General features: G+C 66.9%; 26 protein-coding genes, 3 tRNA genes and 1 pseudogene. 23 read left to right on the top strand and 7 right to left on the bottom strand.

The genetic code is table 11. The features are described from left to right. Nucleotides 1–639 precede the first annotated feature (639 nt). Nucleotides 640–1,110 (top strand): hypothetical protein, encoded by a 471-nt coding sequence (locus tag AW272_RS41735; RefSeq protein ID WP_157518272.1) that lies wholly within the window; start codon nucleotides 640–642, stop codon nucleotides 1,108–1,110. Here the strand turns inward: AW272_RS41735 and AW272_RS43980 are convergent. After that, nucleotides 1,097–1,264 (bottom strand): hypothetical protein, encoded by a 168-nt coding sequence (locus tag AW272_RS43980; RefSeq protein ID WP_157518274.1) that lies wholly within the window; start codon nucleotides 1,262–1,264, stop codon nucleotides 1,097–1,099. The genes AW272_RS41735 and AW272_RS43980 overlap by 14 nt on opposite strands. Nucleotides 1,265–1,298: 34 nt before the next feature. Next, nucleotides 1,299–1,726: pseudogene (locus AW272_RS40305) on the bottom strand (transposase). A gap of 156 nt (nucleotides 1,727–1,882) precedes the next feature. On the opposite strand from AW272_RS40305, the gene AW272_RS41745 reads away from it, so the two are divergent. After that, on the top strand, nucleotides 1,883–2,518 hold the full coding sequence (locus tag AW272_RS41745) for a hypothetical protein (protein WP_157518276.1): 636 nt from the start codon (nucleotides 1,883–1,885) through the stop codon (nucleotides 2,516–2,518). A 1,100-nt stretch (nucleotides 2,519–3,618) separates the two neighbouring features. Here AW272_RS41745 and AW272_RS04070 read toward each other — a convergent pair. Further along, nucleotides 3,619–4,110, bottom strand: a complete 492-nt coding sequence (locus tag AW272_RS04070) for a YajQ family cyclic di-GMP-binding protein (RefSeq protein ID WP_066361072.1) — start codon at nucleotides 4,108–4,110, stop codon at nucleotides 3,619–3,621. 17 nt (nucleotides 4,111–4,127) lie between these two features. Then, nucleotides 4,128–4,610: a GNAT family N-acetyltransferase gene (locus AW272_RS04075; RefSeq protein ID WP_066361073.1), complete on the bottom strand. Its 483-nt coding sequence runs from the start codon at nucleotides 4,608–4,610 to the stop codon at nucleotides 4,128–4,130. A 104-nt stretch (nucleotides 4,611–4,714) separates the two neighbouring features. On the opposite strand from AW272_RS04075, the gene AW272_RS04080 reads away from it, so the two are divergent. Beyond that, nucleotides 4,715–4,796, top strand: a tRNA-Tyr gene (locus AW272_RS04080). Nucleotides 4,797–4,870: 74 nt separating this feature from the next. After that, nucleotides 4,871–6,508, top strand: coding sequence for a lysine--tRNA ligase (gene lysS, locus AW272_RS04085; RefSeq protein ID WP_066361074.1), 1,638 nt, complete (start codon nucleotides 4,871–4,873; stop codon nucleotides 6,506–6,508). On the opposite strand, the gene AW272_RS04090 is transcribed toward lysS, so the two are convergent. After that, nucleotides 6,497–7,069: a TetR/AcrR family transcriptional regulator gene (locus AW272_RS04090; protein WP_066361075.1), complete on the bottom strand. Its 573-nt coding sequence runs from the start codon at nucleotides 7,067–7,069 to the stop codon at nucleotides 6,497–6,499. The two genes, lysS and AW272_RS04090, sit on opposite strands and share 12 nt — an antisense overlap. A 92-nt stretch (nucleotides 7,070–7,161) precedes the next feature. On the opposite strand from AW272_RS04090, the gene AW272_RS04095 reads away from it, so the two are divergent. The 3 genes from AW272_RS04095 to AW272_RS04105 are packed head-to-tail and all read left to right on the top strand — an operon-like array spanning nucleotide 7,162 to nucleotide 9,664. Next, nucleotides 7,162–8,064, top strand: a complete 903-nt coding sequence (locus AW272_RS04095; RefSeq protein WP_066361076.1) for an NADP-dependent oxidoreductase — start codon at nucleotides 7,162–7,164, stop codon at nucleotides 8,062–8,064. Nucleotides 8,065–8,084: 20 nt separating this feature from the next. Beyond that, nucleotides 8,085–8,837: a GntR family transcriptional regulator gene (locus AW272_RS04100; RefSeq protein ID WP_066361077.1), complete on the top strand. Its 753-nt coding sequence runs from the start codon at nucleotides 8,085–8,087 to the stop codon at nucleotides 8,835–8,837. Next, the gene (locus tag AW272_RS04105; protein WP_066361078.1) at nucleotides 8,834–9,664 is read left to right on the top strand and encodes a phosphoribosylaminoimidazolesuccinocarboxamide synthase; all 831 of its coding nucleotides are present in this window, start codon (nucleotides 8,834–8,836) and stop codon (nucleotides 9,662–9,664) included. The genes AW272_RS04100 and AW272_RS04105 overlap by 4 nt, the downstream gene beginning before the upstream one ends. On the opposite strand, the gene AW272_RS04110 is transcribed toward AW272_RS04105, so the two are convergent. Continuing rightward, nucleotides 9,645–10,190: a DUF302 domain-containing protein gene (locus tag AW272_RS04110; RefSeq protein WP_157518278.1), complete on the bottom strand. Its 546-nt coding sequence runs from the start codon at nucleotides 10,188–10,190 to the stop codon at nucleotides 9,645–9,647. The genes AW272_RS04105 and AW272_RS04110 overlap by 20 nt on opposite strands. A gap of 133 nt (nucleotides 10,191–10,323) precedes the next feature. On the opposite strand from AW272_RS04110, the gene AW272_RS04115 reads away from it, so the two are divergent. The 16 genes from AW272_RS04115 (at nucleotide 10,324) to AW272_RS04190 (ending at nucleotide 21,578) form a co-directional block, all read left to right on the top strand. Next, nucleotides 10,324–10,653, top strand: coding sequence for a VOC family protein (locus AW272_RS04115; protein ID WP_066361079.1), 330 nt, complete (start codon nucleotides 10,324–10,326; stop codon nucleotides 10,651–10,653). Between the two features lie 53 nt (nucleotides 10,654–10,706). Further along, on the top strand, nucleotides 10,707–13,067 hold the full coding sequence (locus AW272_RS04120; RefSeq protein WP_066361080.1) for an ATP-binding cassette domain-containing protein: 2,361 nt from the start codon (nucleotides 10,707–10,709) through the stop codon (nucleotides 13,065–13,067). A gap of 218 nt (nucleotides 13,068–13,285) precedes the next feature. Then, on the top strand, nucleotides 13,286–14,488 hold the full coding sequence (locus AW272_RS04125) for an FG-GAP repeat domain-containing protein (protein ID WP_066361081.1): 1,203 nt from the start codon (nucleotides 13,286–13,288) through the stop codon (nucleotides 14,486–14,488). A 62-nt stretch (nucleotides 14,489–14,550) separates the two neighbouring features. Next, on the top strand, nucleotides 14,551–14,736 hold the full coding sequence (locus AW272_RS41750) for a hypothetical protein (protein ID WP_157518280.1): 186 nt from the start codon (nucleotides 14,551–14,553) through the stop codon (nucleotides 14,734–14,736). A 7-nt stretch (nucleotides 14,737–14,743) separates the two neighbouring features. Beyond that, nucleotides 14,744–14,896: an AfsR/SARP family transcriptional regulator gene (locus tag AW272_RS46280; RefSeq protein ID WP_245657179.1), complete on the top strand. Its 153-nt coding sequence runs from the start codon at nucleotides 14,744–14,746 to the stop codon at nucleotides 14,894–14,896. A 165-nt stretch (nucleotides 14,897–15,061) separates the two neighbouring features. Then, nucleotides 15,062–16,201: a hypothetical protein gene (locus AW272_RS46285; protein ID WP_245657180.1), complete on the top strand. Its 1,140-nt coding sequence runs from the start codon at nucleotides 15,062–15,064 to the stop codon at nucleotides 16,199–16,201. 72 nt (nucleotides 16,202–16,273) lie between these two features. Next, the gene (locus AW272_RS04145) at nucleotides 16,274–16,453 is read left to right on the top strand and encodes a transposase (protein WP_066361085.1); all 180 of its coding nucleotides are present in this window, start codon (nucleotides 16,274–16,276) and stop codon (nucleotides 16,451–16,453) included. A 52-nt stretch (nucleotides 16,454–16,505) separates the two neighbouring features. Next, nucleotides 16,506–16,949: a hypothetical protein gene (locus tag AW272_RS04150; RefSeq protein WP_066361086.1), complete on the top strand. Its 444-nt coding sequence runs from the start codon at nucleotides 16,506–16,508 to the stop codon at nucleotides 16,947–16,949. Between the two features lie 77 nt (nucleotides 16,950–17,026). Further along, a tRNA-Thr gene (locus AW272_RS04155) sits at nucleotides 17,027–17,099 on the top strand. Between the two features lie 191 nt (nucleotides 17,100–17,290). Further along, nucleotides 17,291–17,364 (top strand) — tRNA-Met (locus AW272_RS04160). A gap of 74 nt (nucleotides 17,365–17,438) precedes the next feature. After that, entirely contained in the window at nucleotides 17,439–17,603 is a 165-nt protein-coding gene (rpmG, locus tag AW272_RS04165) for a 50S ribosomal protein L33 (RefSeq protein WP_030921771.1), read from the top strand. Nucleotides 17,604–17,803: 200 nt separating this feature from the next. After that, the gene (locus tag AW272_RS04170; RefSeq protein WP_066361087.1) at nucleotides 17,804–18,253 is read left to right on the top strand and encodes a MaoC family dehydratase N-terminal domain-containing protein; all 450 of its coding nucleotides are present in this window, start codon (nucleotides 17,804–17,806) and stop codon (nucleotides 18,251–18,253) included. 2 nt (nucleotides 18,254–18,255) lie between these two features. Then, nucleotides 18,256–18,684, top strand: coding sequence for a MaoC family dehydratase (locus tag AW272_RS04175; protein WP_066361088.1), 429 nt, complete (start codon nucleotides 18,256–18,258; stop codon nucleotides 18,682–18,684). A gap of 29 nt (nucleotides 18,685–18,713) precedes the next feature. Next, nucleotides 18,714–19,784: a CysS/YqeB C-terminal domain-containing protein gene (locus AW272_RS04180; protein ID WP_066361089.1), complete on the top strand. Its 1,071-nt coding sequence runs from the start codon at nucleotides 18,714–18,716 to the stop codon at nucleotides 19,782–19,784. 10 nt (nucleotides 19,785–19,794) lie between these two features. Next, the gene (locus tag AW272_RS04185; protein WP_066361090.1) at nucleotides 19,795–20,823 is read left to right on the top strand and encodes a UDP-N-acetylmuramate dehydrogenase; all 1,029 of its coding nucleotides are present in this window, start codon (nucleotides 19,795–19,797) and stop codon (nucleotides 20,821–20,823) included. Nucleotides 20,824–21,008: 185 nt separating this feature from the next. After that, nucleotides 21,009–21,578: a TMEM165/GDT1 family protein gene (locus AW272_RS04190; protein WP_066361091.1), complete on the top strand. Its 570-nt coding sequence runs from the start codon at nucleotides 21,009–21,011 to the stop codon at nucleotides 21,576–21,578. Here the strand turns inward: AW272_RS04190 and AW272_RS04195 are convergent. After that, nucleotides 21,575–24,418 (bottom strand): helix-turn-helix transcriptional regulator, encoded by a 2,844-nt coding sequence (locus tag AW272_RS04195; RefSeq protein WP_245657181.1) that lies wholly within the window; start codon nucleotides 24,416–24,418, stop codon nucleotides 21,575–21,577. The genes AW272_RS04190 and AW272_RS04195 overlap by 4 nt on opposite strands. Between the last annotated feature and the right edge of the window lie 67 nt (nucleotides 24,419–24,485).

Genomic DNA, 24,485 nt, shown 5'->3' on the forward strand with positions numbered 1-24,485 from the left:
GCAATGGCACAGGATCAAAGACCTTTCGCGCCTCAACCCCTACCGTAAGGTGTATGTGGCAGTTCGCTCTGTGGGGGTTGATCGGGGCAGCGATTAATCGCGGTCTGGTGTTCTTGGAGGCCAACCAGCGGGCCAAGGGACCTGCCTGGAGATACCCAGACGGACCAGGAGGGCTGTTTTTCCTTCTAGCTTGCGCTCTGCACTGTGGTACAGGCGCGGCAGTGACATACGCTGCGGCTCTTTCGGGCTATGTCCCCGCTCCACTGATAGCTCTTGGAATGGGAGCAGCCGCCCCTGTCGTTGTGAAGACTGTCGCCAGGATCTCTCTAGCCGCGCTTCCATCACTCAGTCAGAATGAGCAGGGTGGCGACGGTAATGCCCGGTAACATGCTACGACGACTACTCGGTGCCTTCGCCGACGCGAGTCCGGCTTTCCGCCCTCGCCAGGCTCCGTCTGAGGGGACATTCATACGCCGCCTGCTAGTCGCCTTGGCGGATACGTCACCTGCCTTCGTCCTCGCTGGTCAGCAGCGTTCATCGCGCGCATCCTCTGACGGCGCTTTCGACACGTCCTCTCGGGTCTCCCGCAGGTGGGATTCCCCCGAAGTCTTAGAACTATCCAGCGCTCTCGTTCCGCCCTTGCGCCGGCAAAAATCTCGGCTATTTTCGGCCACTATTGGTGCGGGTATCGGTGCAACCGGAATCGCTCTCATCTATTTCTTGATCGGCGGACAGGTCGTCATCCAAGCTGGGGCGGTCACCGCTAGCCCTTCACCATCAACTGTAGTCACAGGACTCGACTCTCAATCGGTTGAACTCAACATAGATATTTCGCCGAGTCGACTGCAAAATAACGAGGAGGTCACTCTCCCGCAGATCATCAATTCCATCGACCAGCGGTTTCGCGACCTTGGTGTCCAAGATCGACAGGTCGGATTTGTGTTAATCTTCGCTTCTGGCCCTGATCCCGGTCGCGCTCAGCGTACTGCAAATCAACTTCTAATCGCTCTTCGCAAAAACGACCCGTCATTCTCGATATCGACGGGTGAGGGATATTGGAAGGGGTCGGGTGACAATTTTGAGATGAAGATATACTTCATTGCGAACTGAATTGTAATTCAGAAGCCTGAATCGCATCGAGCAAGGGATCAACGTCCAACAATTTATGGACATCCTTTAAATCCGGCAAGGATCTCTTCTGCTCGTCGGATTTCCGTCTGAGGTCCGGGCGCAGCGCCTGCTGGACGCCGACAAGCCTGGTCACTTCATCTCGATCCCTTAGTAAGTGTTTGAGAAGCTCATATCGAGGGGTTGAGTGTCAGCTTTTGCTGGCGTTTGGGTGCTTGTCCGCGGGTGAGGCGGCGGGTCGTGCCGGAGATGGCGGCCCAGCGGATCATGGCTTCGGATGTGGCGGAGTGGCGTTCGTAGTCGCGGGCCAGGCGGCGGTGGGTGGTCAGCCAGGCCAGTGAGCGTTCCACCACCCAGCGGCGGGCGATCACGGCGAACAGCGGGCGAAGTACCAGTACACGGTCTGCCAGGGCGGGAAGTCGAAGGGCAGTTGCCGCCAGGCGCACCCGGTGCGCACCACGTACAAGACGGCGTTGAGGATGTCACGGCGAGGGTACTTCTCGGGCCGGCCGCCATTGTTCGCGGCGGTTAACAGCGGCTCGATCAGCGCCCATTGGGCGTCGGTCAGGTCCGAGAGGTAACGACGGTTACGCGGCATCAACCCATGGTCACCCGACATCCGCCCGCCCCGACGGCCACATATCCGGACCGCCCTTCACTCTTCTCAAACACCCACTGAGTATTGAAAGGTCCTCCGGAGGCTCTACGCTTATAGACTTATCTAGTCATCCGGCGACAGGCTAGGCGAGGCGGCATGGATAAAGCTGAGTGGTCCGCTCTGGTCATTGGAATTTCGGGCGTACTTGCCGGGCTGGCGGGGGCATTCGCAGCCAATCCACGAGTAAAGATAATATTTGGCGTACTGGCGGGAGTGCTCATTCCTGCCGCAATTCTCGTTGCGATCCTCGGCCCGGAAGATCCGAAGGAAGCGACCACAACGCCGCCAACATCGCCTTCTGCAAGCAATGAGGGGCGCCCTTCGCCCGAATTTCCTGACCGGGAAGCCCCTGGTACCTCTCGCCCTCTTCGTTATGAAAAAAAGGTGATCACGGGTATAGGACCATACGATCTCGACAATAAAGACCTGCTACCAGGCAAAATTGACGGCTTAGCCGAATTGGAAGTGGCGAACTACAAAAGCATACGCGTAAGTGATCAGATACTAAGCTCAGAATGGCAATATATGGACTCCGTGCACAGTGCTTCCGACTGCTATCGTGCACTCCATGATCACCCGTCGACAACTAAGTCCTATACGCCTCAGCCGTTGTACGCTTTCTGCCTTGAAACCTCAGAGGGCCGCCTGAGCAAAGTAAACGTCGATGAATTCCTGAGCGAAGATGAGATATTGGGCATCGTGATTTACGTGACTACTTGGGACGAGACCTGAGCGCTTCCACCGCGCGGTTGAGGATTTCGATGTCGACGCCCATCGCGCGGCGGCCGAGCTGCACGGCGGTCACAATGTGCTCGCCGAGCCCGCGAACGGGTCGATGACCAGCCCGCTGGGCGGGCAAGCCATACATGAGGAGCGGCTACAGCACCGTGACGGGCTTCTGCGTGGTGTGGATGGTTGCCGAGGAGGTTCGGGTGGTGGATGACTCTGCCGTGCAGGCGGGTGCCGTCGTCGACATACATGCTGGGCTCGTAGTGGCCTAGATGCCCGGACCTGCCGGCCTTCTGCTGGACGCGACCGAGGCTGCGGCCGGTGTGCGGGAGGCCCGGCGTGCATGCGTGATCTCGCCCCAGGGGCCCCGGTAGAGAAGGTCACGTTACTGGTTGAGCGTCAATTTCTGCTGGCGTCCGGCGGTGTGTCCACTGGCAAGACGGCGTGCAATGCCGGAGATGGCGGCCCAGCGGATCATGGCCTCTGATGTGGCGGGGTGGCCTACCTCGCCGCCGACTGCGGCATGCGCGGCGGGGAGATCTTCGGCCTAGCGGTCGACCAACTCGACCTGAACGCCGAGAGACATCAGCCAGCAACTCGTCTGCGTCTCAAATCAGGCCCTACCTGGGTCCGCCGAAGATGAAGACTTCCGCGCGGATTGCCGAGATGGTCGTATTGAGGCCATCGCCGCACACTTGAAGCGCTTCGAGCTGGTCGAAATCGTGGACGCGACCGACCCGCACAATGTTTTTACCCGCCCGGCTCGCCGCCATCCCGAAAGGTGTCGGTCTCCACTGCTTAAGCCATTGCTTCGCAACGCTGCTGATCCACAAAGGGGCCTCGGTCAAGGCCGTACAGCTCGCCCTTGGTCACTCAACCCCGCTGGTCACCCTCAACACCTACGTGGGGGAGCGGCCCGAAGCGGGAGAGAAGACACGCCGCTTGGTCGACGAGTCACTCGGACACACTCGCGCCTCGCATGACCTCAGAAAGGACTCAGGGCACATAGTCGCTTCAAGATCGGCGACCGTGTGCCCTGAATGTGCCCTCTGATCTTCGCCCAGCCGCAAAGATGCAGGTCAGCAGGCTGAAGAACAGCGATATCAGCGGTAGTTCTTGAACTGCAGCGCGATGTCCAGGTCCTTGCCCTTGAGCAAGTTGATGACATCCTGCAGGTCGTCCTTCTTCTTGGAGCTCACCCGCAGCTCCTCGCCCTGGATCAGAGCCTTGACGCCCTTGGGCCCTTCGTCGCGGATCATCTTGGAGATCTTCTTCGCGTTCTCCTGGTCGATCCCCTCCTTGAGGGTGATCACCAGCCGATATTCCTTACCGGAAAGCTTCGGTTCGCCCGCGTCGAGGACCTTCAGGGACAGCCCGCGCTTGACCATCTTCTCGCGGAACACGTCGAGGACCGCGTTGGCCCGCTCCTCGCTGTTCGCCTTGATCTCGATGTCCTTGGTCCCCGACCAGGCGATCGCCGCGCCCGTGCCCTTGAAGTCGAAGCGGTGCCCGACCTCTTTGACCGTCTGGTTCAGCGCGTTGTCGACCTCCTGCCGGTCGATCTCAGAGACAACGTCGAAACTGCTATCGGCCATCGGTGTCCGTGTCCTCTCTACGTTCCTACCGACCTTAGCCGCCTCATGACCACTCGCGGCGCCACCTCGATACCGAGGTCCCGCTCATGTGCTACGAGGGCTGTGAGTTCGGGTCCCCACTCTGAAGGGTCGAGGATGTCGAAGCCGCGCCTGGCGTACCAGGGGGCGTTCCATGGGACGTCTCTGAACGTGGTCAGCGTGACGTCGCCCAGGGCGCAGACCGCTTCCAGGAGTGCCGTCCCCGTGCCTTTTCCCTCGTGTACGGGATGCACGGCCAACTGGTCGAGATGCACGCCGCCGTCGACTGTGCTGACCAGCGCGAAGCCGATCGGGGGGCGGCCGGCGACGTACACCCTGCTTGGGTCCTGAGCTTCTTCGATCATGGTGGTGCCCGAGGGGAAGACGATGCCCAGAGGGACGAACTTGGCGTCGGCGCTGCGCTCGAGGTCGGCGAGTTCCGCTAGTTCGGCGGGGTCGGGATGCCTGATCACAAAGTTCATCCTGGCTGATGGCAATGACACGGACGTCTGGGACAAACCGATGTCACGTGTGCGGTCCGAGTCCGCTATTCTCTTACCTGTCGCCGCCGCGAGGGGGATGACGAGGCAGATTGCCCGAGTGGCCAAAGGGAGCGGACTGTAAATCCGTCGGCTAAGCCTACCCAGGTTCGAACCCTGGATCTGCCACACAAGCTTCACCAGCTCAGAGGCCCTCTCGGGGGCCTCTTTGCATTTCCGGGGATGCACGAGAAAGAAGTGAGATGACCGAGGTCGATTGGGTCTCCCGGTTCGCCGACGAGGTCATCGAGGCAGCCGAGCGGCGCGCCCCGGGCAAGACGATCGTCTGCGCCTCGGGCCTGAGCCCGTCCGGGCCGATTCACCTGGGCAACCTGCGTGAGGTGCTCACTCCCCACCTGGTGGCCGACGAGATCCGGCGACGTGGCCACGACTGCGTGCACATCCTCTCGGTTGATGACTTCGACCGGTTCCGCAAGGTCCCGGCTGGGGTCGATCCCTCGTGGAGCGAGCACATCGGCAAGCCGCTGACCTCGGTGCCGGCTCCGCCTGGCAGCCCGCATCCCAACTGGGCCGAGCACTTCAAGGCTCCCCTGCTGGCCGCACTCCAGGATCTCGGCGTCGAGGTGCGCCTCATCAGCCAGACCGAGATGTACACCTCGGGCGTCTACCGCGAGCGGGTGCTGCTGGCGATGCGCGAGCGCACGCGGATCGACGGCATCCTGGGTCAGTACCGAACCAAGGACGCCACGTCCGACGAGGGCGAAGACGACGGTCTGGGCGAGTCCGGCTACTACCCCTACAAGCCGTACTGCTCGGTCTGTGAGCGTGACACCACGACGGTCACCGCGTACGACGACGACAGCACGACGCTCACCTATACCTGCGCCTGCGGTCACGGCGAGACGGTCCGCCTGTCGGAGTACGACTTCGGCAAGCTGGTGTGGAAGGTCGACTGGCCGATGCGCTGGGCGTACGAGGGCGTGATCTTCGAGCCCTCCGGGGTCGACCACAGCTCGCCCGGCTCGTCGTTCGTCGTCGGCGGGCAGATCGTGCGTGAGGTCTTCGGGGGAACCCAGCCCATCGGCCCGATGTACGCGTTCGTCGGGATCAGCGGCATGGCAAAGATGAGCAGTTCGAAGGGCAGCGTTCCGACCCCGTCGGACGCGCTGGAGATCATGGAAGCGCCGCTGCTGCGGTGGCTCTACGCCCGGCGCAGGCCGAACCAGTCTTTCAAGATCGCCTTCGACCAGGAGATCCTCCGCCTGTACGACGAGTGGGACTCCCTCCAGCGCAAGGTCGCCGCCGGGACCGCGGAACCGCTGGAGGCGATCGCCAGCGATCGGGCGGTCCGCACCTCTTCCGGACCGCTGCCGACCACCGAGCGGGCGCTTCCCTATCGGATGCTCGCCTCGGTCGCCGACATCACGACCGGCGACGACGAGCAGATGCTGCGCATCCTGACCGACCTCGATCCGGACAATCCGGTGACGTCCCTCGACGAGGTGCGCCCTCGGCTCGATCGGGCCGCCCACTGGACCGCGACCCAGGTGCCGACCGACCAGCGCACCCAGGTCCGCGACGAGCCGGACACCAAACTTCTCGAGTCCCTGGACGAGTCGCAGCGCGAATCCCTGCGACTGCTGCTCCAGGGGCTGGACTCCAGTTGGTCGCTGGAAAGGCTGACCACGCTGGTGTACAGCGTGCCGAAGGTACTGGCGGGGCTGGAGCCCGACGCGAAGCCGACCCCGGAAGTGAAGGTCGCGCAGCGCCAGTTCTTCGTCCTCGTCTACACGCTGCTGGTCGGCCGCGACGCGGGGCCCCGGCTGCCGACGCTGCTCCTGGCGCTCGGCGCCGACCGCATCCGCACGCTACTCACCTGATCCACCCGCCTTGAGGCCGGCGAGCAGCGTCTCCAGCAACTTCTCGATCGCCGCCTCCCGGCTGACCTCACGGGAAGCCCGGACCGACGCGATGGCCATCAGCGCCACCCGTACATCCTGCAAGGAAACGCCCGCCCGTAGCGCCTGCGCCGATCTGGCCCGCTCGACCAGGCGCTCCAGGGCCGACGCCTGCGCTCGCCGGTCGTCCCCGAACGGGTCTCCGGCGGCGGGCGTCCCGAACAGCGCCTGCACCAACCCCACCGACCGGGCCTGGTGTGCCGCGAAACGACGGATCACCGTGCTGAGCGCCGTCCACGGATCGGCTTCCGCCTGGGCGGCGCGCATGTCGGCCCGGCAGGCGGTCACGTGCTCGGCGAGTGCGGCGCTGACCAGGTCGGTTCGTGTGGGGAAGTGCCGGTAGATCGTCGCGACTCCCAGCCCCGTGAGGCGGGCGATCTCGCGGGTCGGCACGTCCAGACCGTCGCGTGCGAAGGCGTCCCGGGCGACGGCGACGATGGCCTGCCGGTTCGACAGGGCGTCGACTCTGGCTTTCCGAGACACTCCGCCGGGCCTCCCTCTCACTTCGTCCTGTTCCGGAACAGGTGCTTCGGAAACCTGTTTACCTCAGCGTCGGACAAGAACGAGAGGTAGCCATGCTGGCAGTGCGATTCGACCGTTTCGGTCCTCCGGACGTCCTGGACATCGGCGTCACGCCGGAACCCCACCCCGGCCCCGGGCAGATACGCATCAGGGTCAAGGCCGCCGGGGTCTCGCCGGTCGACCTGGCGCTGCGTGCGGGGGCGTCCCCGGCGGGCAGGAATCTCGCGCTGCCGCACATCCCGGGCGTCGACGCCGCCGGTGTGGTGGACGAGGTCGGCCCGGATGCCGCCGCTCATGAAGGCGACGAGGTCTTCGGCGTCGTGCCCCTGGCCGGGCTCGGCGGGGCCACCGCGGAATTCGCCATCCTCGACTTCTGGACCCGCAAGCCCGGCCGGCTGCCCTGGACCGAAGCGGGCGGCGCGGGCACCGGGGTGGAAACCGCGACCCGGGCGCTGGACCTGCTCGAACTAGGCGAAGGCATGACCGTCCTGGTCCACGGGGCCGCGGGCGGGGTCGGCAGCATCGTCGTCCAGCTGGCCGCCGCCCGGGGCGCTCGGGTGCTGGGCGCGGCGCGTGCGGAGAGCCACCCGTTCCTGGAGTCCCTCGGCATCCGGCCAGTGATCCTCGGCCAGGTGGACGAACCCGTGGACAGGGCCCTCGACGTCGCGGGAGCCGGTTCTCTGGACGACCTCATCAAGATCACCGGCAGCCCGGACAATGTCGTCACCTTGGCGGACTTCGAGGGTCCGTCCAAAGGAGTGCGTTTGTCCATGGGACGGCTGGCCGGCCAACCGGACGGCCGCCACGGTCTCGCCGTCGCTGCGGCGCTCGCCGAGCAGGGGCTTTTCCGAGTTCCGGTACGCGAGGTCTTCCCGCCTCGGAACGCGGCGGCGGCCCACGCGCTCGCCGCGCGGTCTCCCCGCTGGGGAAAGGTGGTCATCGACGTGGTGTACTAGTACACCAGGAGGTAGGTCAGGTGTCCCCGAGCGTCGAACGTTCTGATCCGCCCTACGTGCAGGTCGTCAACCACATCCGGGGCCAGATCCAGGCCGGCACCCTGAAAGAGGGCGAAACCGTCCCCTCGGCCAGGCAGATCGCCAAAGACTGGAGCATCGCGCTGGCCACCGCGACCAAGGTCCTGGCCTCGCTGCGGTCTGAAGGGCTGGTCGACGCCGTTCCCGGCAGGGGGACCACCGTCTCGAAGCGGCGGCACAGTTCGCCTCGCGATCGGTTCCAGCTGGTCCGCCGGATCGGTCGCATGTACTCGCCGAACGAGGCGGTGCGGATCAAGGCGGCGGAACTGGTGGCGGCCCCCGAACAGGTGGCCGACGCGCTGGGGCTGGCCCAAGGCGCGAATGCCATCAGGCGGCACCGCGTCACGATGAACACGGGCACGCCGGTGTCCGCGTCCACGTCGTGGTTCGACGGGGCGCTGGCCGAGACGGCGCCGGAACTGCTGGTCGCCGAGAGGATCGTCGCGGGCACCCCGGTCTACCTCGAACGCCAGACCGGGCGTACCGCGACGTCGGGACGCGATCAGCAGTGCGCCGGCACGGCGAACGAGCAGGACGCGGAAGACCTGAACATCGCCGAGGGTACGACGGTGCTGCGCGGCCGGAACTGGGTCTATGACCAAGAAGGCGCCGTGCTGGAATACGGCGAATATGTGACCGTGGCGGGTCGCTGGTCCACTTATGAGTATGGGCTCGAAGGGCAAGGAACCACGTGAAGCTTATCCACTCAGGAAAAGTCCGGGACGTCTACGAAGACCGCGGCGACATCGTTCTCGTCGCGTCCGACCGGGTTTCCGTCTATGACGCCATTCTGCCGACGCCGATCCCGGACAAGGGCAAGGTTCTGACGCAGTTGTCATTGTGGTGGTTCGAGCAGCTGAAGGACATCGTCCCGAACCACATCATCTCCGCGACCGACGTCCCGGCCGAATTCGAGGGCCGGGCGGTCCGCTGCCGGGCGCTCAAAATGGTGCAGGTCGAGTGCATCGCCCGAGGTTACCTGGCCGGTCTGGGTCTCAAGGAGTACGAGCGCGACCAGGCCGTCTCCGGCATCCCGCTCCCGGCGGGGCTGCTCGAAGGCTCCCGGCTCCCGGAGCCGATCTTCACGCCCACGACCAAGGCCGAACTCGGCGCGCACGACGAGTTCATCACCTTCGCCGACGTCGTGGCCCAGGAAGGCGAAGACGTCGCCGACAACCTCCGCCAGATCACTTTGGACGTCTACCGAAAAGGCGCGGAGATCGCGCGGGAACGTGGCGTGGTCATCGCCGACACGAAACTCGAATTCGGCTGGGACGCCGAGGGCGTGCTCACCCTCGGCGACGAAGTCCTGACCTCCGACTCCTCCCGTTTCTGGCCTCTCGACGAATGGGAGCCGGGCCGCCCGCAGTTCGCTTTCGACAAGCAGTTCGTCCGCGACTGGGCCGCCGGCACCGGCTGGGACAAGAAGGGTCCCGCGCCCGAGGTCCCGCAGGAGGTCGTCGACGTCACCCGGGCGCGTTACATCGAGGCCTACGAGAGGATCACCGGGAAGGACTGGTGATCAGCTGGCTCGGCACCGGGACCTCGAGGAACTCCAGTAGCGTCGCCACCTCGCGGTCGAGTTCGACCCCGACGGCGGCGATGGCGGGGTTGCCGAAACCGGCGAACTGACGGCTGGGCTGGTCGATGGCGAACCGGGCGTAGCCATCCGAGTGCTGGTAGATGGTCGTACGGAGCGGCGCGTATTCCATCACAGCCGGATCGTGGTGGAACATGCGCTGCGCGATGGTGTGGTTCCCCATCAGATATTGGACGCTCCGCCACCGGTCGCCGGAAAGGCGCAGGATCTCGGAGTTGTCCAGCGACCAGTAGATGATGAAGTGGTGCGGGGCGTTGCGTTCGGTGAACCCCAGCACGGTCGACCAGTCGGCCCCCTCCTTGATGAGCCGCTGGAAGCCCGCTTGGTCGAAGACCGGGACGGCGTCCTCGTAGCGCCGCCGGAACTCGTCGAACGCCATGCCGGTGTCGACGGTCAGCCGATGCGCCTCATAGGCGACGTCGGCCACGTGTTCGTCCAGGACAGTCATGGTCATCCCCCTTTCTGGGGTCAACGCCCTGCTGACCTCGGGGAGTCCCATCGGTCAGGAACGGAGAAGCGGGATCATCGCGGCCCCGGATAGCGTGAGCTGCGTAAACGTTCACCGCGACAAAGGATCTGACATGGCCATCAAGACTGTTCTCCACCCCGTCACCGACCTCGACGCCGCCAAGGCCGTCTACACCGCCCTGCTCGGCATGGAGCCGACGGCCGACTCGCCCTACTACGTCGGTTACGAAGCCGACGGTCAGCAGATCGGCCTGGTCCCCAACAGCGACATGACCTCCCCGCTCGCCCATTGGCACGTCGCGGACATCGAGGCCAAGATCGCCGACGTCACCGCCGCCGGGGCCACCCTCAAGTCCGGCCCCAAGGACGTCGGCGGCGGGCGGCTCGTCGCCACGGTCGTCGACCCCGACGGCAACGTGCTCGGCCTGATCCAGGACCGCTGAAAACGTCGGTCGCGGCACGTACCCTCGAAGCGGTCGACAGCCAGGGAGACACGATGAGCCAGCCACACGCCGCTGACAGCCACGACCTGATCAGGGTTCACGGCGCGCGGGTGAACAACCTCAAAGACGTCAGCGTCGAGTTGCCGAAGCGCCGGCTCACGGTGTTCACCGGCGTCTCCGGCTCGGGCAAGAGCTCTCTTGTCTTCGGTACGGTCGCCGCCGAGTCCCAGCGGCTGATCAACGAGACCTACAGCGCCTTCGTCCAGGGGTTCATGCCCTCGCAGGCGCGGCCGGAGGTCGACGTCCTCGAAGGGCTGACCACGGCGATCATCGTCGACCAGCAGCGCATGGGCGCCGACCCCCGCTCGACCGTGGGCACGGCCACCGACGCCAACGCGATGCTGCGCATCCTGTTCAGCCGCCTCGGGCGGCCCTACGTCGGGTCGCCCAACGCGTTCTCCTTCAACGTCCCCTCGGTCACATCGGCCGGGTCGATCACGGTCGCGCGCGGCACCGGGAAGACCGAGAAGCGCACGTTCAACATGCTGGGCGGCATGTGCCCGCGCTGCGAGGGGCGCGGGTCGGTCTCCGACATCGACCTCAAGGAGATCTTCGACGAGACCAAGTCGATTTCCGAGGGCGCGATCACCGTGCCGGGCTACAAGGTCGACAACATCTGGACGGTCAAGATCTTCAGCGAGTCGGGCTTCCTCGACGCCGACAAGCCGATCAACAAGTTCACCAAGAAGGAACTGCACGACTTCCTCTACAAGGAGCCGACCAAGGTCAAGGTCGAGGGGATCAACCTCACCTACGAAGGGCTGATCCCCAAGATCCAGAAGTCGATGCTCTCGAAGGACAAGGAGGCGATGCAGCCGCACATCCGCGCCTTCGTGGAGCGTGCGGTGACCTTCACCTCCTGTCCCGACTGCGGCGGCACCCGGCTCGCCGAGCAGGCCCGGTCGTCGAAGATCGCCGGGATCAACATCGCCGACGCGTGCGCGATGGAGATCCGCGACCTGGTCACCTGGGTGAGGGGCCTCGACGAGCCGTCGGTCGCGCCGCTGCTCGAGAAGCTGTCCCACACGCTCGACTCGTTCACCGAGATCGGCCTCGGCTACCTGTCGCTCGACCGCCCCTCGGGCACCCTGTCGGGCGGCGAGGCGCAGCGCGTCAAGATGGTCCGCCATCTCGGTTCTGCGCTCACCGACACCACCTATGTCTTCGACGAGCCGACCACCGGCCTGCACCCCCACGACATCCAGCGCATGAACGACCTGCTGCTCCGCCTGCGCGACAAGGGCAACACCGTCCTGGTCGTCGAGCACAAGCCGGAGACGATCGTCATCGCCGACCACGTCGTCGACCTGGGCCCGGGCGCCGGTTCCGCCGGCGGCACGGTCTGCTTCGAGGGCACCGTCGAGGGCCTGCGGTCCAGCGGCACGATCACCGGCCGCCACTTCGACGACCGAGCCTCCCTCAAGGATTCGGTACGCGAACCCACCGGCAGGCTGGAGATCCGCGGAGCCAGTTCCCACAACCTGCGCGACGTCGACGTGGACATCCCGCTCGGCGTGCTCACCGTGGTGACCGGGGTGGCCGGTTCGGGCAAGAGTTCGCTCGTGCACGGGTCGATCCCCCGTGGCGCGGGCGTGGTGTCCATCGACCAGGGGGCGATCAAGGGGTCGCGCCGGAGCAACCCGGCGACCTACACGGGCCTGCTCGAACCCATCCGCAAGGTCTTCGCCAAGGCCAACGGGGTCAAGCCCGCCCTGTTCTCGGCCAACTCCGAGGGCGCCTGCCCCGCGTGCAACGGCGCCGGGGTCATCTACACCGACCTGGGGATGATGGCCGGGGTCGCGACGACCTGTGACGAGTGCGAGGGCAGGCGGTTCGACGGGTCGGTGCTCGAATACAAGTTCGGCGGCAAGGACATCAGCGAGGTCCTCGCGATGTCGGTCGCCGAGGCCGAAGAATTCTTCCGCGAGGGCGAGTCCAAGATCCCGGCCGCCCACGCGATCCTGCGCCGGCTGGTCGACGTGGGGCTCGGCTACCTGGCCATCGGCCAGCCGCTGACCACGCTGTCCGGCGGCGAGCGCCAGCGCCTCAAGCTGGCGACCCACATGGCGGAAAAGGGCGGCACCTACGTCCTCGACGAGCCCACGGCCGGTCTTCACCTGGCCGACGTGGAGCAGTTGCTGGGCCTCCTCGACCGGCTGGTCGACTCCGGCAAGTCGGTCATCGTGGTCGAACACCACCAGGCCGTCATGGCTCACGCCGACTGGATCATCGACCTGGGGCCTGGGGCCGGGCACGACGGCGGCCGCATCGTCTTTGAGGGCACCCCGGCCGACCTGGTGGCCAAGCGGTCGACGCTGACGGGGGAGCATCTGGCGGCATACGTAGGAGCGTAGAACCGCCCGCGCTCTCGGCCCGAGGTCGGGGCCTGGGCGGCCGCCGGCCGGAAGTTTCGCCGATTGTTTTCCACGCAGCGCTTTGCATTTCGGTTGATTCGAGTATTCCGCCAAGTGTGCTTACTTGGCGGAATACTCGACCAGGAGAGAAAGCCTGCCGTGCCAACCATTGTGTCTAATCGGGCGTCCTTTCCTATATGGCACTGTGGAGAAAAGGCTTGGTCGTCGGTGTCGCCGTCGCGGCCGGGATCGCGTTAGTGGGTTCCCCCGCCGGCGCCGCCCCCAAGAAGCGCCCCGCGCTGCCCGGTGACGTCAACGGCGACGGCCGGGCCGACGTCATCGCGGGCGCGCCCCTGCTCAAGGCCGGCGGCAAGACTGACGCCGGTGCCGTCGTCGTCTGGTTCGGTGGGACCAAGGTCTCGGCCAAGGCCAGGATCGCCATCTCGTCCAAGCCGGTCGCCAAGGAGAATCTCGGCCAGGTTGTCGCGACCGCTGATTTCGACCGTGACGGTCATGCCGACGTGCTCGCCTCGGCTCGCAAGAGAATCGTCGTCTTCCGTGGCTCGGCCACGGGTCTCCGATTCAGTAAATCGTTCGCCTGGCCGGTCACGAACGCCCCCATGCAGGCCGCCGACTTCAACGGCGACGGCTATGGCGACGCGGTCGTCCAGGGCAACAAAGAGATCGTCGTCTTCAAGGGCGGTAACAAGGGACTGACCAAGTCGGCCACGTTGAAGAACGGCGCGGCGAAATTCGGCGCCGTGCTGGCCGTCGGCGACGTCACGGGCGACAGACGGCCCGATCTCGTGGCGACGAACTTCCGTCCCGCCTATCCGGAACCCACCGGCCCGCAGCGCGTCACCGTCATTCCGGGGAACGCGAAGGGTCTGGCCATGGCGCGGGCGTGGTCGTTCGAACCGGCCCGCCGGGACATCGTCGACGTCGTCGCGGGTGACCTGACCGGCGACGGGAAGGCCGATCTGGCCCTGGCGACGGGTGAGGGCGGAGTGCTCGTCCAGAAGAGTTCGGGGTCCGGTTTCGGTACGCCCCAGACCCTCGCCTTCGACTACTACCCCGCCAACCTCGCGGCGGGCGACGTGACCGGCGACGGCCGCGCCGACCTGGTCGTGCACGTCTCAGCCGACAACCACGACTGGGCCGAGCTCTATTCGGGCACCGCGACGGGGGTGACCAAGAAGGCCTCCAGGAAATACGACCGGGAGAACTACGAGACCCTCTTCGGCCGCGCGATGTGGATGGCGAACGTGGCAGGCGACGCGAAAGTCGATTTCATCGCGGGAATGCCCGGCGTTTATGGGATAGGCGAGATCCACGTACTCCCGAAAGGCTCTTACACGGGTCTTCAGCGGCTGAAACTGGGCTCGAGAGCCAGCGACGGCGTGGGTTCCAGCCTCCCGTAATCCACGCGTCTCGGTGCACCCTGCCTCGGGGTTCTGTCAGTGCCCGTCCCTACGATCCAGGCATGCGTGACGGGGTCATCTGGTGGTCGACGGAGAAGGCGACGTTCGGTCTGATCGTTCGTGACGGAGTGGTCGTCGAGGCGGCGCCCTACGCGCGGCGCTGGGCTCAAGGTCATCAGGTCGAGGAGATCTTCGCCAAAGCGGGTCGAGACGGGGCTGTCTCTGTCCGGTGGATCCCGCGACAATGACGGCATCATGGTGCGATTGCGGGTATTAGGACAGCTCGCGTCATCCGTCGGAGATGCCCCGGTTGAGCTGGGAACGTTCCTCCAGCGGGCGGTCATCGCCCGCCTCGTCGCAGGCAGTGGGCACATCGTGTCGGCCGACCGGTTCATCGAGGATCTCTGACGGGAGCAACCTCCGCCGAAGGCCGTCGGCGCGCTGGCCCACCACGCGCTGGCCGCCGCCACCGCCGCGACCGCCGCACGCGCTGTCTCCTCCGCGGCCAAGGCCGCAGAAAAGGCCTCTTCTCTGTACGTCCACCGCGAGGCCGTCACCCTCCTCACCGGCGCCGTGGAGATCGCCCCGGACGACGAACGGCGGCTCGACCTGCAGTGCCGCCTGGTGTCCGCCCTCGGGCACGCCGGCGACGTCAACGCCGCCAAGAAGGTCAGGAGCGAGGCCCTCGCGCTGGCCCGCCGCCTCGGCGACCTGGCCGCCACGGCCCGCGTGATCACGTCGATGGACGTGCCGCTGATCTGGAGCATCGTCACCGAGCACGTCCTCGACCTCGACATGATCGAGGCCATCCAGGAGGTCCTGCCGGACAGCGAGGGGGCGATGCGGTGCCGCCTGCTCGTGGCCCTGTGCAACGAGACCGAGCCCTTCGGCGGCGAGCAGATCGAACGTGACAGCGCGGAGGCGATCGAGATCGCCAAGGGGCTCAACGATCCGGTGCTGCTCTGCATGGCGTACAACGCCCGTTACTGGGTCTGCGTGCACGCCGGGCGGAGCGAGCGGCTCGACCGGCTGTCCGGCGACGTGATAGCGGTGGCGGAGGCCAACGGGCTGCCGGGATACCTCACGCTGGGCCGCTACATGAAGATCATGGTCGCCTTGGCCCCGGGGCGACCGCGCCCAGGCCCGCCACTACGCCACCCTGGCCACCAGCAGCTCCACCAGCGGTCAGTTCGCCCATCTGCTCGGCGTCTTCGCCCTGCTCGACTCCATCGACCTCTACATCGAGGGCCGCTTCGACGAGGCCGAGCGGGCCGCCGCCGCGCTGGCCGAGCGACTCGCCGCCATCGGCGACGGCAACGCGCTGACCTTCGGACTGCTGGCCCGGCTGTCCATCGGGATCACCCGGGGCGACATCGGCCCGCTCATGGACGACTACGAGGCCGTCTGGAAGGACCTGGAGACCGTCCACGAGATCTACTCGCGGACGCTGGTGGCCGCCGGGCGGCGGCGCCCGCCGAACGCTCGATCAGCGGCCACACGATCTCGTCCTCACGCGTGTGGTGCTGGTGGATGGTGTGGGTGATCCGGCCCACGAAGCGGGCGATCGCCCGCGCCCTCGTGGGCGTGGTGGCGGTCAGGTGCTCGGTGAGGGCCACGAGGCGGTGCAGGTCGCCGCGCATGGCGCGGTGGATGATCCGGATGCCGGTCAGGTCAGGGGTCGTCATGCCTCAGACGATGCGTTGCCGTACTTAGCGGAGACCTGGGGTCGACTTGGTGTGGCCTATGAGGCGAAATTGACGGTGGGGGACGCTAGTTTGTCGAGCTATGAGGAGTCGATGGGTGGGGCCTGACGGCTACGCGATCGTGCCCGGACTGTTCGGCGAGCGTCAAGTGCTTCGCGTGGAACGGCATGGCCGCCACCTCGCCGACTGCTTCTCGGTCGACGAGGTCGCCCGGTTCGTCGACCTGGCCGACCTCTGTGAAGTCGTGCCGCTCAGGCCATAACAACACCCTCAGGTAACAGGGATTTCCCGACCCGGCCGTTTACGGTCGAGACATGCGCCTGGTCACTGTCCTCGCCTTCTGCGTCGCGCTCGTCGCCTGCGGCTCCGCGACGCCACCTGACGGGATCCCCAGCCCGACGCCGCCTGCCGCGTCCACACCGTCGGCCCAGGATGTGTACGTGCTCAACTTCTTCGGCGACGAGCAGGGCTCGCCCGCCCAGAAGCCGGCCGACCTGGTGATCTCCGAGTTCTCCACGATGAACAAGCTCAGGTGGGACAAGTGGGGGCCCGACAACGCCGTGGGCCACGGCATGCTGACCGGCAGCTGGTGCCTGCCCGACTGCCTGGAGAAGCCCTATGAGGCCAAGGTGACCCTCGCCACGCCGACCAGCAGGCAGGGCCGCACTTTCTTCACCAGCTACACGATCGAACCCGGCGACCTCCAGTCGGCCCAGGAGCAGGGCGCCGACCTGATCGGGACCCTCCAGACTCCCTAGCCGATTGGATTTCGCATCCACTGCGCGGGACGTGTATGGTTTACCCATCCGCGAACGCGAGAGCGAACGCAGGATCCGCCCCTATAGCTCAGTCGGCAGAGCGTCTCCATGGTAAGGAGAAGGTCAACGGTTCGATTCCGTTTGGGGGCTCTAAAGCCATCAGGTCCTGTCCGATAAATTCGGGTGGGGCTTTTGGCTTGGCGGGTGGAAATCATGCCCCGCGAAATTGATTTGGGGATTACTCGTAATCCCCGAAGCCCGTTCCCAGTGGAATACCACGTGTGTGGCAGTCGCACGGGTCGGGTATCCTTGCGTGGCCGGTCAGTTTTCGTCGGCCTCCAGGCGGAGTAGCTCAGTCAGGCAGAGCAAACGGCTCATAATCGTTGTGTCGCCGGTTCAAGTCCGGCCTCCGCTACTACCCTTCCGGGTTCCCTTCACAGGGCCGGTGTGGGTTGTCCAGTAGTCCCAGACGTAGAAAGGCACTCCCACGTGGCTGCCACCGACGTTAGGCCGAAGATCACGCTGGCCTGCCAGGAGTGCAAGCACCGCAACTACATCACGCGGAAGAACCGGCGCAACGACCCGGATCGGCTTGAGCTGAAGAAGTACTGCCCCAACTGCAAGACGCACCAGGCTCACCGAGAGACCCGCTAAACCTGTAGTCAGTTCAGCGAACACCCGGCGGCCCCCCAGCCGTGGGTGCGGTGCTCGTTCTCACGCGAAACCGGCGACGCCACTTTCAGGGCCGCCGGTTGTTCGCGTTTCCATTGGTGCTTCCTCCTCGGTTATCGCGCTGTTCGGCCGTACGGTAGAACTGGTCGTTCACAACACTGATCAACCGCGAGGAGCGCCCGATGGCGTTGAACCGCGACTTCATCGGGCGGGCGTACTCGTCGCCGACGCCCTACGAGGTCAGCCGCCTGAAGATCAAGGAGTTCGCCGCCGCCATCGGTGACGCGAACCCGATCTACCGCGACGCCGAGGCCGCTCAGGCCGCCGGGCACCCCGACGTGGTCGCCCCGCCGACCTTCCCCATCGTGTTCGCCCTGACGGGCGCCGGTGAGGGGCTCAACGACCCCGAATTCGGGCTCGACTGGGCGATGGTCGTCCACGGCGAGCAGCGGTTCACCTATGACCGGCCCATCTACGCAGGCGACCAGTTGCTGTGCACCTCGACGATCTCCGAGATCCGCTCGGTGGGCCGCAACGAGTTCGTGACCGTCCGCGGCGACGTCACCACCCTCGACGGCGAGCCCGTCTGCACCAGTTTCAACGTGATCGTCGAGCGGGGAGGGGCGAAGTAGCCATGGGCGCCACGATCAAGTACGACGAGGTCGAGCAGGGCCAGGAGCTGCCCCCGGCCGAATATCGCGTCCAGCGCGTCAACCTGGTGATGTACGCCGGGGCGTCCGGTGACTTCAACCCCATCCACTGGAACGAGCGGTTCGCCACGTCCGTCGGCCTGCCCGACGTGATCGCCCACGGGATGTACACGATGGCCCAGGGCGGCCGTTACGTCACCGACTGGGCCGGCGACCCGGGCGCCGTCGTCGACTACGGCGTGCGGTTCTCGTCGATGGTGGTCGTGCCCGACGACGACACGGGCGCCACGATCACCGTCTCCGGCCTCATCGAGGAGAAGCTCCCCGACAAGCGGGTGATCGTCGTGCTGACCGCCAAGTCGGGCGACGCGCGGGTGCTGTCCAAGGCCAGGGCGGTTGTTCAGCTCGCTTAAGCCCAAAATGCGGGGGTAGCGCTCCCTAGGTGAGCCAACCACCGCGAAACGTCGTCGAGATCGCCGAACGCCGCGCCGCGGCCCGTGCCGACAAGGACTTCGAGGCCGCCGAGCGGCTGCGCGAGGAGCTCGTCCGCGCGGGCTACGACGTCTACGACACGCCCGGCGGCGGCTTCGAGCTGACCGAACGTCCCCACTACGAGGTGTGGCCGTCGGTCCGGTCGATCCCGGTGTCGTCGATCGTCGAGGGCCGCCCGCCCGGCGATCCCGACCCGAAGTCGACCGTGCCCTATCCGGGGTCGATCACCGAGACGGCGCTCAACGACGCGGGCACCCCGTCGATGGCCGCCTCGCAGGCCCTGTGGGACGGCGCGATCGCCACCTCGCGCGTCGACCGGCAGATCGACATCCCGAAGCTGACCGCCTCGGTGGCGCTGCTGGTCGACGGGTGGCCCGACGACCTGCGGGCCTGCGTCGCGGCGCTGCTCGCGCACAGCGACGCCGGGATCATCGCGCTCGACCTGGGCAACGTCGACGGCGCCGGAGACGTCCTGCACGAACTGGCCGAGGCCAACCCCGACCGGGTCAGAGCCTGGCACGTCGCCGAGAAGCCCCACTGGGACGGCGGAACCGCCGAGTGGGGTCCGGCGCGGACCAAGCTGCTCCAGCTCGACACGGCCGACGCTCACGTGATCATGGATACCTCGACGATCCTCGAGGGCGACGCGATCCGGCCGCTGCTGCGGGCGCTGGAGGTGCCCGATGTGGTCGGCGCCGGGTGGAAGGGCGTCGAACCCGAATCGGGCGGCACCGAGTGGCGCGACGCGGGGGCCGGGGAGGTCCCGGCGCTGCTGGGCTATCTCTTCGCGGTCAACCGGGCCAAGGCGCTGGGGGTCGGCGGGTTCCCGGAGAAGGCGCGCTTCTACCGCAACGCCGATCTGGAGTTCTCGCTGATGCTGCCGGGGCGTCTGATCGTCCCGGAGAAGGACCTGCCGGTGCGTCAGGCCCGTCACCGGGGCTACTTCGACACCGAGGCCGACTATCGCGAGCAGGAGTCGACGCGGACCTACGACAGAGTTCTCGACCTGCTCCGCCGTTAGGCTGGCGGGCATGGAAGAGGGGGTGCGGCTCGCGCCGTACACGACGTTGCGGGTGGGCGGGAACGCGCGGGCCTTCGTGACCGCCGAGACCGATGAGCGGCTGGTCGACCTGGTCGCGGGCGCTGACCGGCGCGGGGAGCCCGTGCTGATCCTGGGCGGCGGGAGCAATCTGCTGATCTCCGACGCCGGGTTCGACGGCCTCGTGATCAGGGTCGGCACGCGTGGAGTGGTGATCGACGGCGGCCTGGTGACGGCGGCGGCGGGGGAGGACTGGGATCCCCTCGTCGAACGGTGCGTGGCCGAAGGGCTGTCCGGCATCGAGTGTCTGTCGGGGATTCCCGGGCTGGTCGGGTCGACCCCGATCCAGAACGTGGGCGCCTATGGCCAGGACGTCTCCCAGACGGTCGTCGCCGTACGGGTGTTCGACCGCCACGCGCGGGAGACCCTCGACCTCGAAGCAGCCGATTGCGGGTTCGCCTACCGCGACAGCGCCTTCAAAGGCGCCCTCGACCGGTTCGTGGTGCTGTCGGTGACCTACCGGCTCAAGACCGATGGTCTTTCGCGGCCATTGGCGTACGCGGAACTGGCGAAGAGCCTCGGCGTCGTGCCCGGCGAGCGGGTGCCGCTTGCGCAGGCGCGGGCGAAGGTGCTCGAACTGCGCAGAGGCAAGGGCATGGTGCTCGACCCTTCAGACCCCGACACCATCAGCGCCGGATCGTTCTTCACCAACCCGATACTGGGCAAGGCGCAGGCCGACGCGCTCGAGGAACTGGCCCCGGGTTACCCGCGCTGGCCGGCTGAAGACGGCGCCGTGAAGGTCCCGGCCGCCTGGCTGATCGAGCACGCCGGGTTCCGCAAGGGCCACGCGAAGGGCCCGGTCCGGCTGTCCACCAAACACACCCTCGCGCTCACCAACCCCACCGGCCGGGCCTCGGCGGACGACCTCATCGAGCTTGCCCGGGAAGTGCGGGATGGGGTCAAAGCGAAGTTCGGGGTGACCCTGGTGAATGAACCCGTGATGGTAGGCGTTAGTCTTTGAGACAGCCCGAAGGGGAGTAGTCCACAACACCGCTGGTCGACATGCTGACGCGTTGAGCGTCCGGCCGCGGGGGCCCATGTGGCGGACGAGACCTTCGGCCCGACAGTGTTTTATCGCTGCCGGGCCGAAGTGATGCTCCCCGGCAGAACTCGGCCCGGTCGCGCTGATGCGAAAGGCGACCCCGAGTGGATGCGTTCTGGATCTCCCTCGCCGTGATCTTCGTGGCGGAGCTGGGTGACAAGAGCCAGCTGATGGCCATGACCTTCGCCACCAGGTTCCGGCCCCTTCCGGTCCTGGCCGGCATCACGATCGCGACGGCCGTCGTCCACCTTTTCTCCGTCGCCCTCGGCGGACTTCTCGGCGACCACCTGCCCACTACTGCGATCTCCATCGTGGCCGGCATCGCGTTCCTGGGCTTCGCCCTGTGGACGCTGCGCGGCGACTCCCTGACCGACGAGGAGGCCGCGAAGGCCAAGCGGGCCACCAAATCGGTGCTGCTGGCGGTGACGGTCGCGTTCTTCCTGAGCGAGCTCGGCGACAAGACCATGCTGGCCACGATCACCCTGGCCACCCAGTACGGCTGGGTCGGGACCTGGATCGGCTCGACGGTCGGCATGGTGGCCGCGGACGCGCTGGCCATCGTGATCGGCGGCCTGCTGGGCAAGCACCTGCCGGAGAAGTGGATCAAATACGGCGCCGCCGCCGCGTTCGCCGTCTTCGGCGTGCTCCTGCTGCTGGAGCCGCTGATCGCTTAGGTGAACAGCGACAGCCGGTGGGCCGCCGCGGCGGCCTCGCCCCTGGTCGAGACGCTCAGTTTGGCCAGGATGTTCGAGACGTGGACGCTGGCGGTCTTCGCGGAGATCGTCAGCGTCTGGGCGATGTCCCGGTTCGACCGGCCCTCGGTCAGCAGGCGCAGCACCTCGACCTCACGGGGCGTCAGCAGCGCCGTCGTCTCGGCCGGGACGTCGGTCAGGGCGATGCCCGCGCGGCGGGCCTGCGCCTCGATCTGTTCCATCAGGGGGACGGCGCGCAGGTCGGCCGCGATGGCGTGGGCCGTGCGGAGCCTGATCGCGACGCCCTCGCGGTGGAGGCCGTCGGCGGCCATGATCAGATTACGGGCCCGCTGGTAGGGGCGCTTCAGCACCGCCCAGCAGGCCGCGGCCGCCTCGAACTCGCCGTGACACTCCCGTTCGTAGGCCTCGCCGACCGGGCCCTTCGCGTGCATCGTGGCGCGGAAGTCGTCGGCCCTGGCCCGCAGGGCGGTGGCCCGGTTCGGGCTGATCGGCAGGGCGGCGTCGCTCACCCGGTAGGTCGTCGCGAGCAGGCGCCAGCCGAGCATCGGCTTGCGGGACAGCGGCCAGCTGTTGAGCGCCTTCTCTGCCTTCGTCAGCGCGGCCTCCGGGTCGCCCGTGAGCAGGTGCCACTGAAGGGCCGCGCGGGTGTTGAGGATGCGTTCCTGGGTGTACTCCTCGGTGCGGCCGGACAGGGCGCCCACCTCGGTCAGGTCGGCGAGGGCCTGCTCCCGCTCGCCCCGGGCCATGCCGATCTGGATGCGTACTCTGAGCAGGTGCCACCGGTTGAGCGGGGACGGGTCGAGCATCAGCGACCTGTTGATCAGGTCGATCGCCTCGTCCCAGCGGCCCAGCGACTCGAGCGCCTCGGCCCGGTTGTTGGCGATGAAGACGCCCTGGTTCCGGTAGCGGCCGTACTCGCGGGCGAGTTTCTCGGCCTCGACGGCCAGGTCGACGGCCTCCTCGGAGCGGCCCAGGTTCTCCAGCGCGTCGACGTTGTTGGCCAGCGCCCGCAGCACCACCCGGCCGGTTTTCAGACGGGTGCCGATCGCCTGGGCGCGGGCGTTGACGGCCAGCGCGGCCTCCAGGTCGTCGTTGATCGAGTGGCCGAGCGACAGGTTCATCAGGAGGTCGGCCTCCCGGCACTCGTCGCCCATCTCGCGGGCGATGCGCAGCGCCTCGGTGGTGAGCGCGGTGCCCTCGACGATCTCGTCGGCCATGATCAGCAGGGTGCCGAGACGGGTCAGCACGAGGGTCCGGGTCTCGCTGGGCAGCGGCACCAGCCGTTCGGCCCTTCTGAGGTGCTCGATGGGGCCGGGGCGGCCACGTTCCTTCTTGCAGCTCGCCATCCGGACCAGCAGTTCGGCGACCCGCTCGGGGGCGGTTTCGTCGTCGAGTTCGGCCAGTGCGGCCTTCACGTATTTGAGCGCCCGGTCGACGTCGCCGGCCGCGTAGGCGCCCTCGGAGGCGCGTTCGAGCACGGTGGTGTGGTCGGCGCCGATGCGCTCCGCGGCGTCCGGGACCTTGTCCCAGAGGGTGAGCACCCGTTCCAGCAACTGGACTTTCTCGGTGTACGCGAACGCCTTGGTCGCCTTCTCCGAGGCCTCCCAGGCCGAGATGAGCGCCCACAGATCGTCTCTGGCCGAATGCCAGTGGTGGGCGATCTCGATGGCGGCCCGGCCCGGCGGCACCAGGGCGCGGTCGCGGTCGATCTCCTGCGCGAACCGGGCGTGCAGCCGGGCGTGCTCACCGGGCAGCAGTTCGTCGTGGACGGCCTCGCGGATCAGCGCGTGCCGGAAGATGTAGCCCCCGTCGGCGACCTGGAGCACGTTGCGCGCCACGGCGGGCCTGATCGCGTCTTCGAGGTCGGACTCCGACAGCCCGCTGACGGCGCAGAGCAGGGGATGGCCGACCCGGTTGCCGCCGGCCGCCGCGATGCGCAGCAGCCGCTGGGTCTCGTCGGGCAGGCGCTCGACCTGGCCGATGATCAGGTCGTGGAGTGATTCGGGCAGGGTCCCGTCGTGGCCGCAGTCGAGCAGCGCCTCCACGAACAGCGGAATGCCGGCGCTGCGGTCGAAGATGGTCGACACCCGGCCGTAGGCGGGGATGGCGCCCAGGATCCCGGTCATCTGCCGGGCCACCTCGTCTTCGGTGAACCGCGGCACCTCGACCTTGGTGATCCCGTCGACCCGGTTCAGCTCGGCGAGCACCGGCCGGAGCGGGTGGGTGCGGTGCAACTCGTCCGACCGGTACGTCAGCACCATGAGCATCGGAATCGCCGACACGTTCCGGCTCAGGAAGGCAATGAGGTCACGACTCGACCGGTCGGCCCAGTGGACGTCCTCGATGATCAGGACCATCGGGCGGCGTTCGGCCAGCCGTTCCAGCAGCGTCAGTATCTGTTCGAACAGGCGGGCCCTGGCCGTGTCGGTCTCGACGTCGCCGCTCGGCTCGCCGAACTCCGGCAGCAGCCGGGCCAGGTCGCGGGCGGCGCCTTCAGGCAGCAGCGCGGCGACGTCCGCAGCCCCCATGTCGCGGACGAGCTGGCGCAGGACCGCCGTGAACGGCGCGTAGGCCAGACCTTCGGTGGACAGCTCGACACAGCCCCCGGCGAAGACCTGCGCTCCGTCGGCGGCGGCCTGTTCGGCGAACCGGGTGACCAGCCGGGTCTTACCGACCCCCGCCTCGCCGCCCACGAGGACGGCGGCGGCGGCCTGTTTACGGGCCTGGTCGAAAATCTCGCCGAGCAGCCCCAGCTCGGTCTCCCGTCCGACGAAGACGGGGCTAACGGCCCGACCCATCATGTCGTCCAGCATGTCACGCCTACTCGATGAGATTCGCGTCTATTTATGGGGGTTGAGATGCCGGGCC

It is taken from the genome of Herbidospora mongoliensis, assembly GCF_001570545.1.
Classification (GTDB): domain Bacteria; phylum Actinomycetota; class Actinomycetes; order Streptosporangiales; family Streptosporangiaceae; genus Herbidospora; species Herbidospora mongoliensis.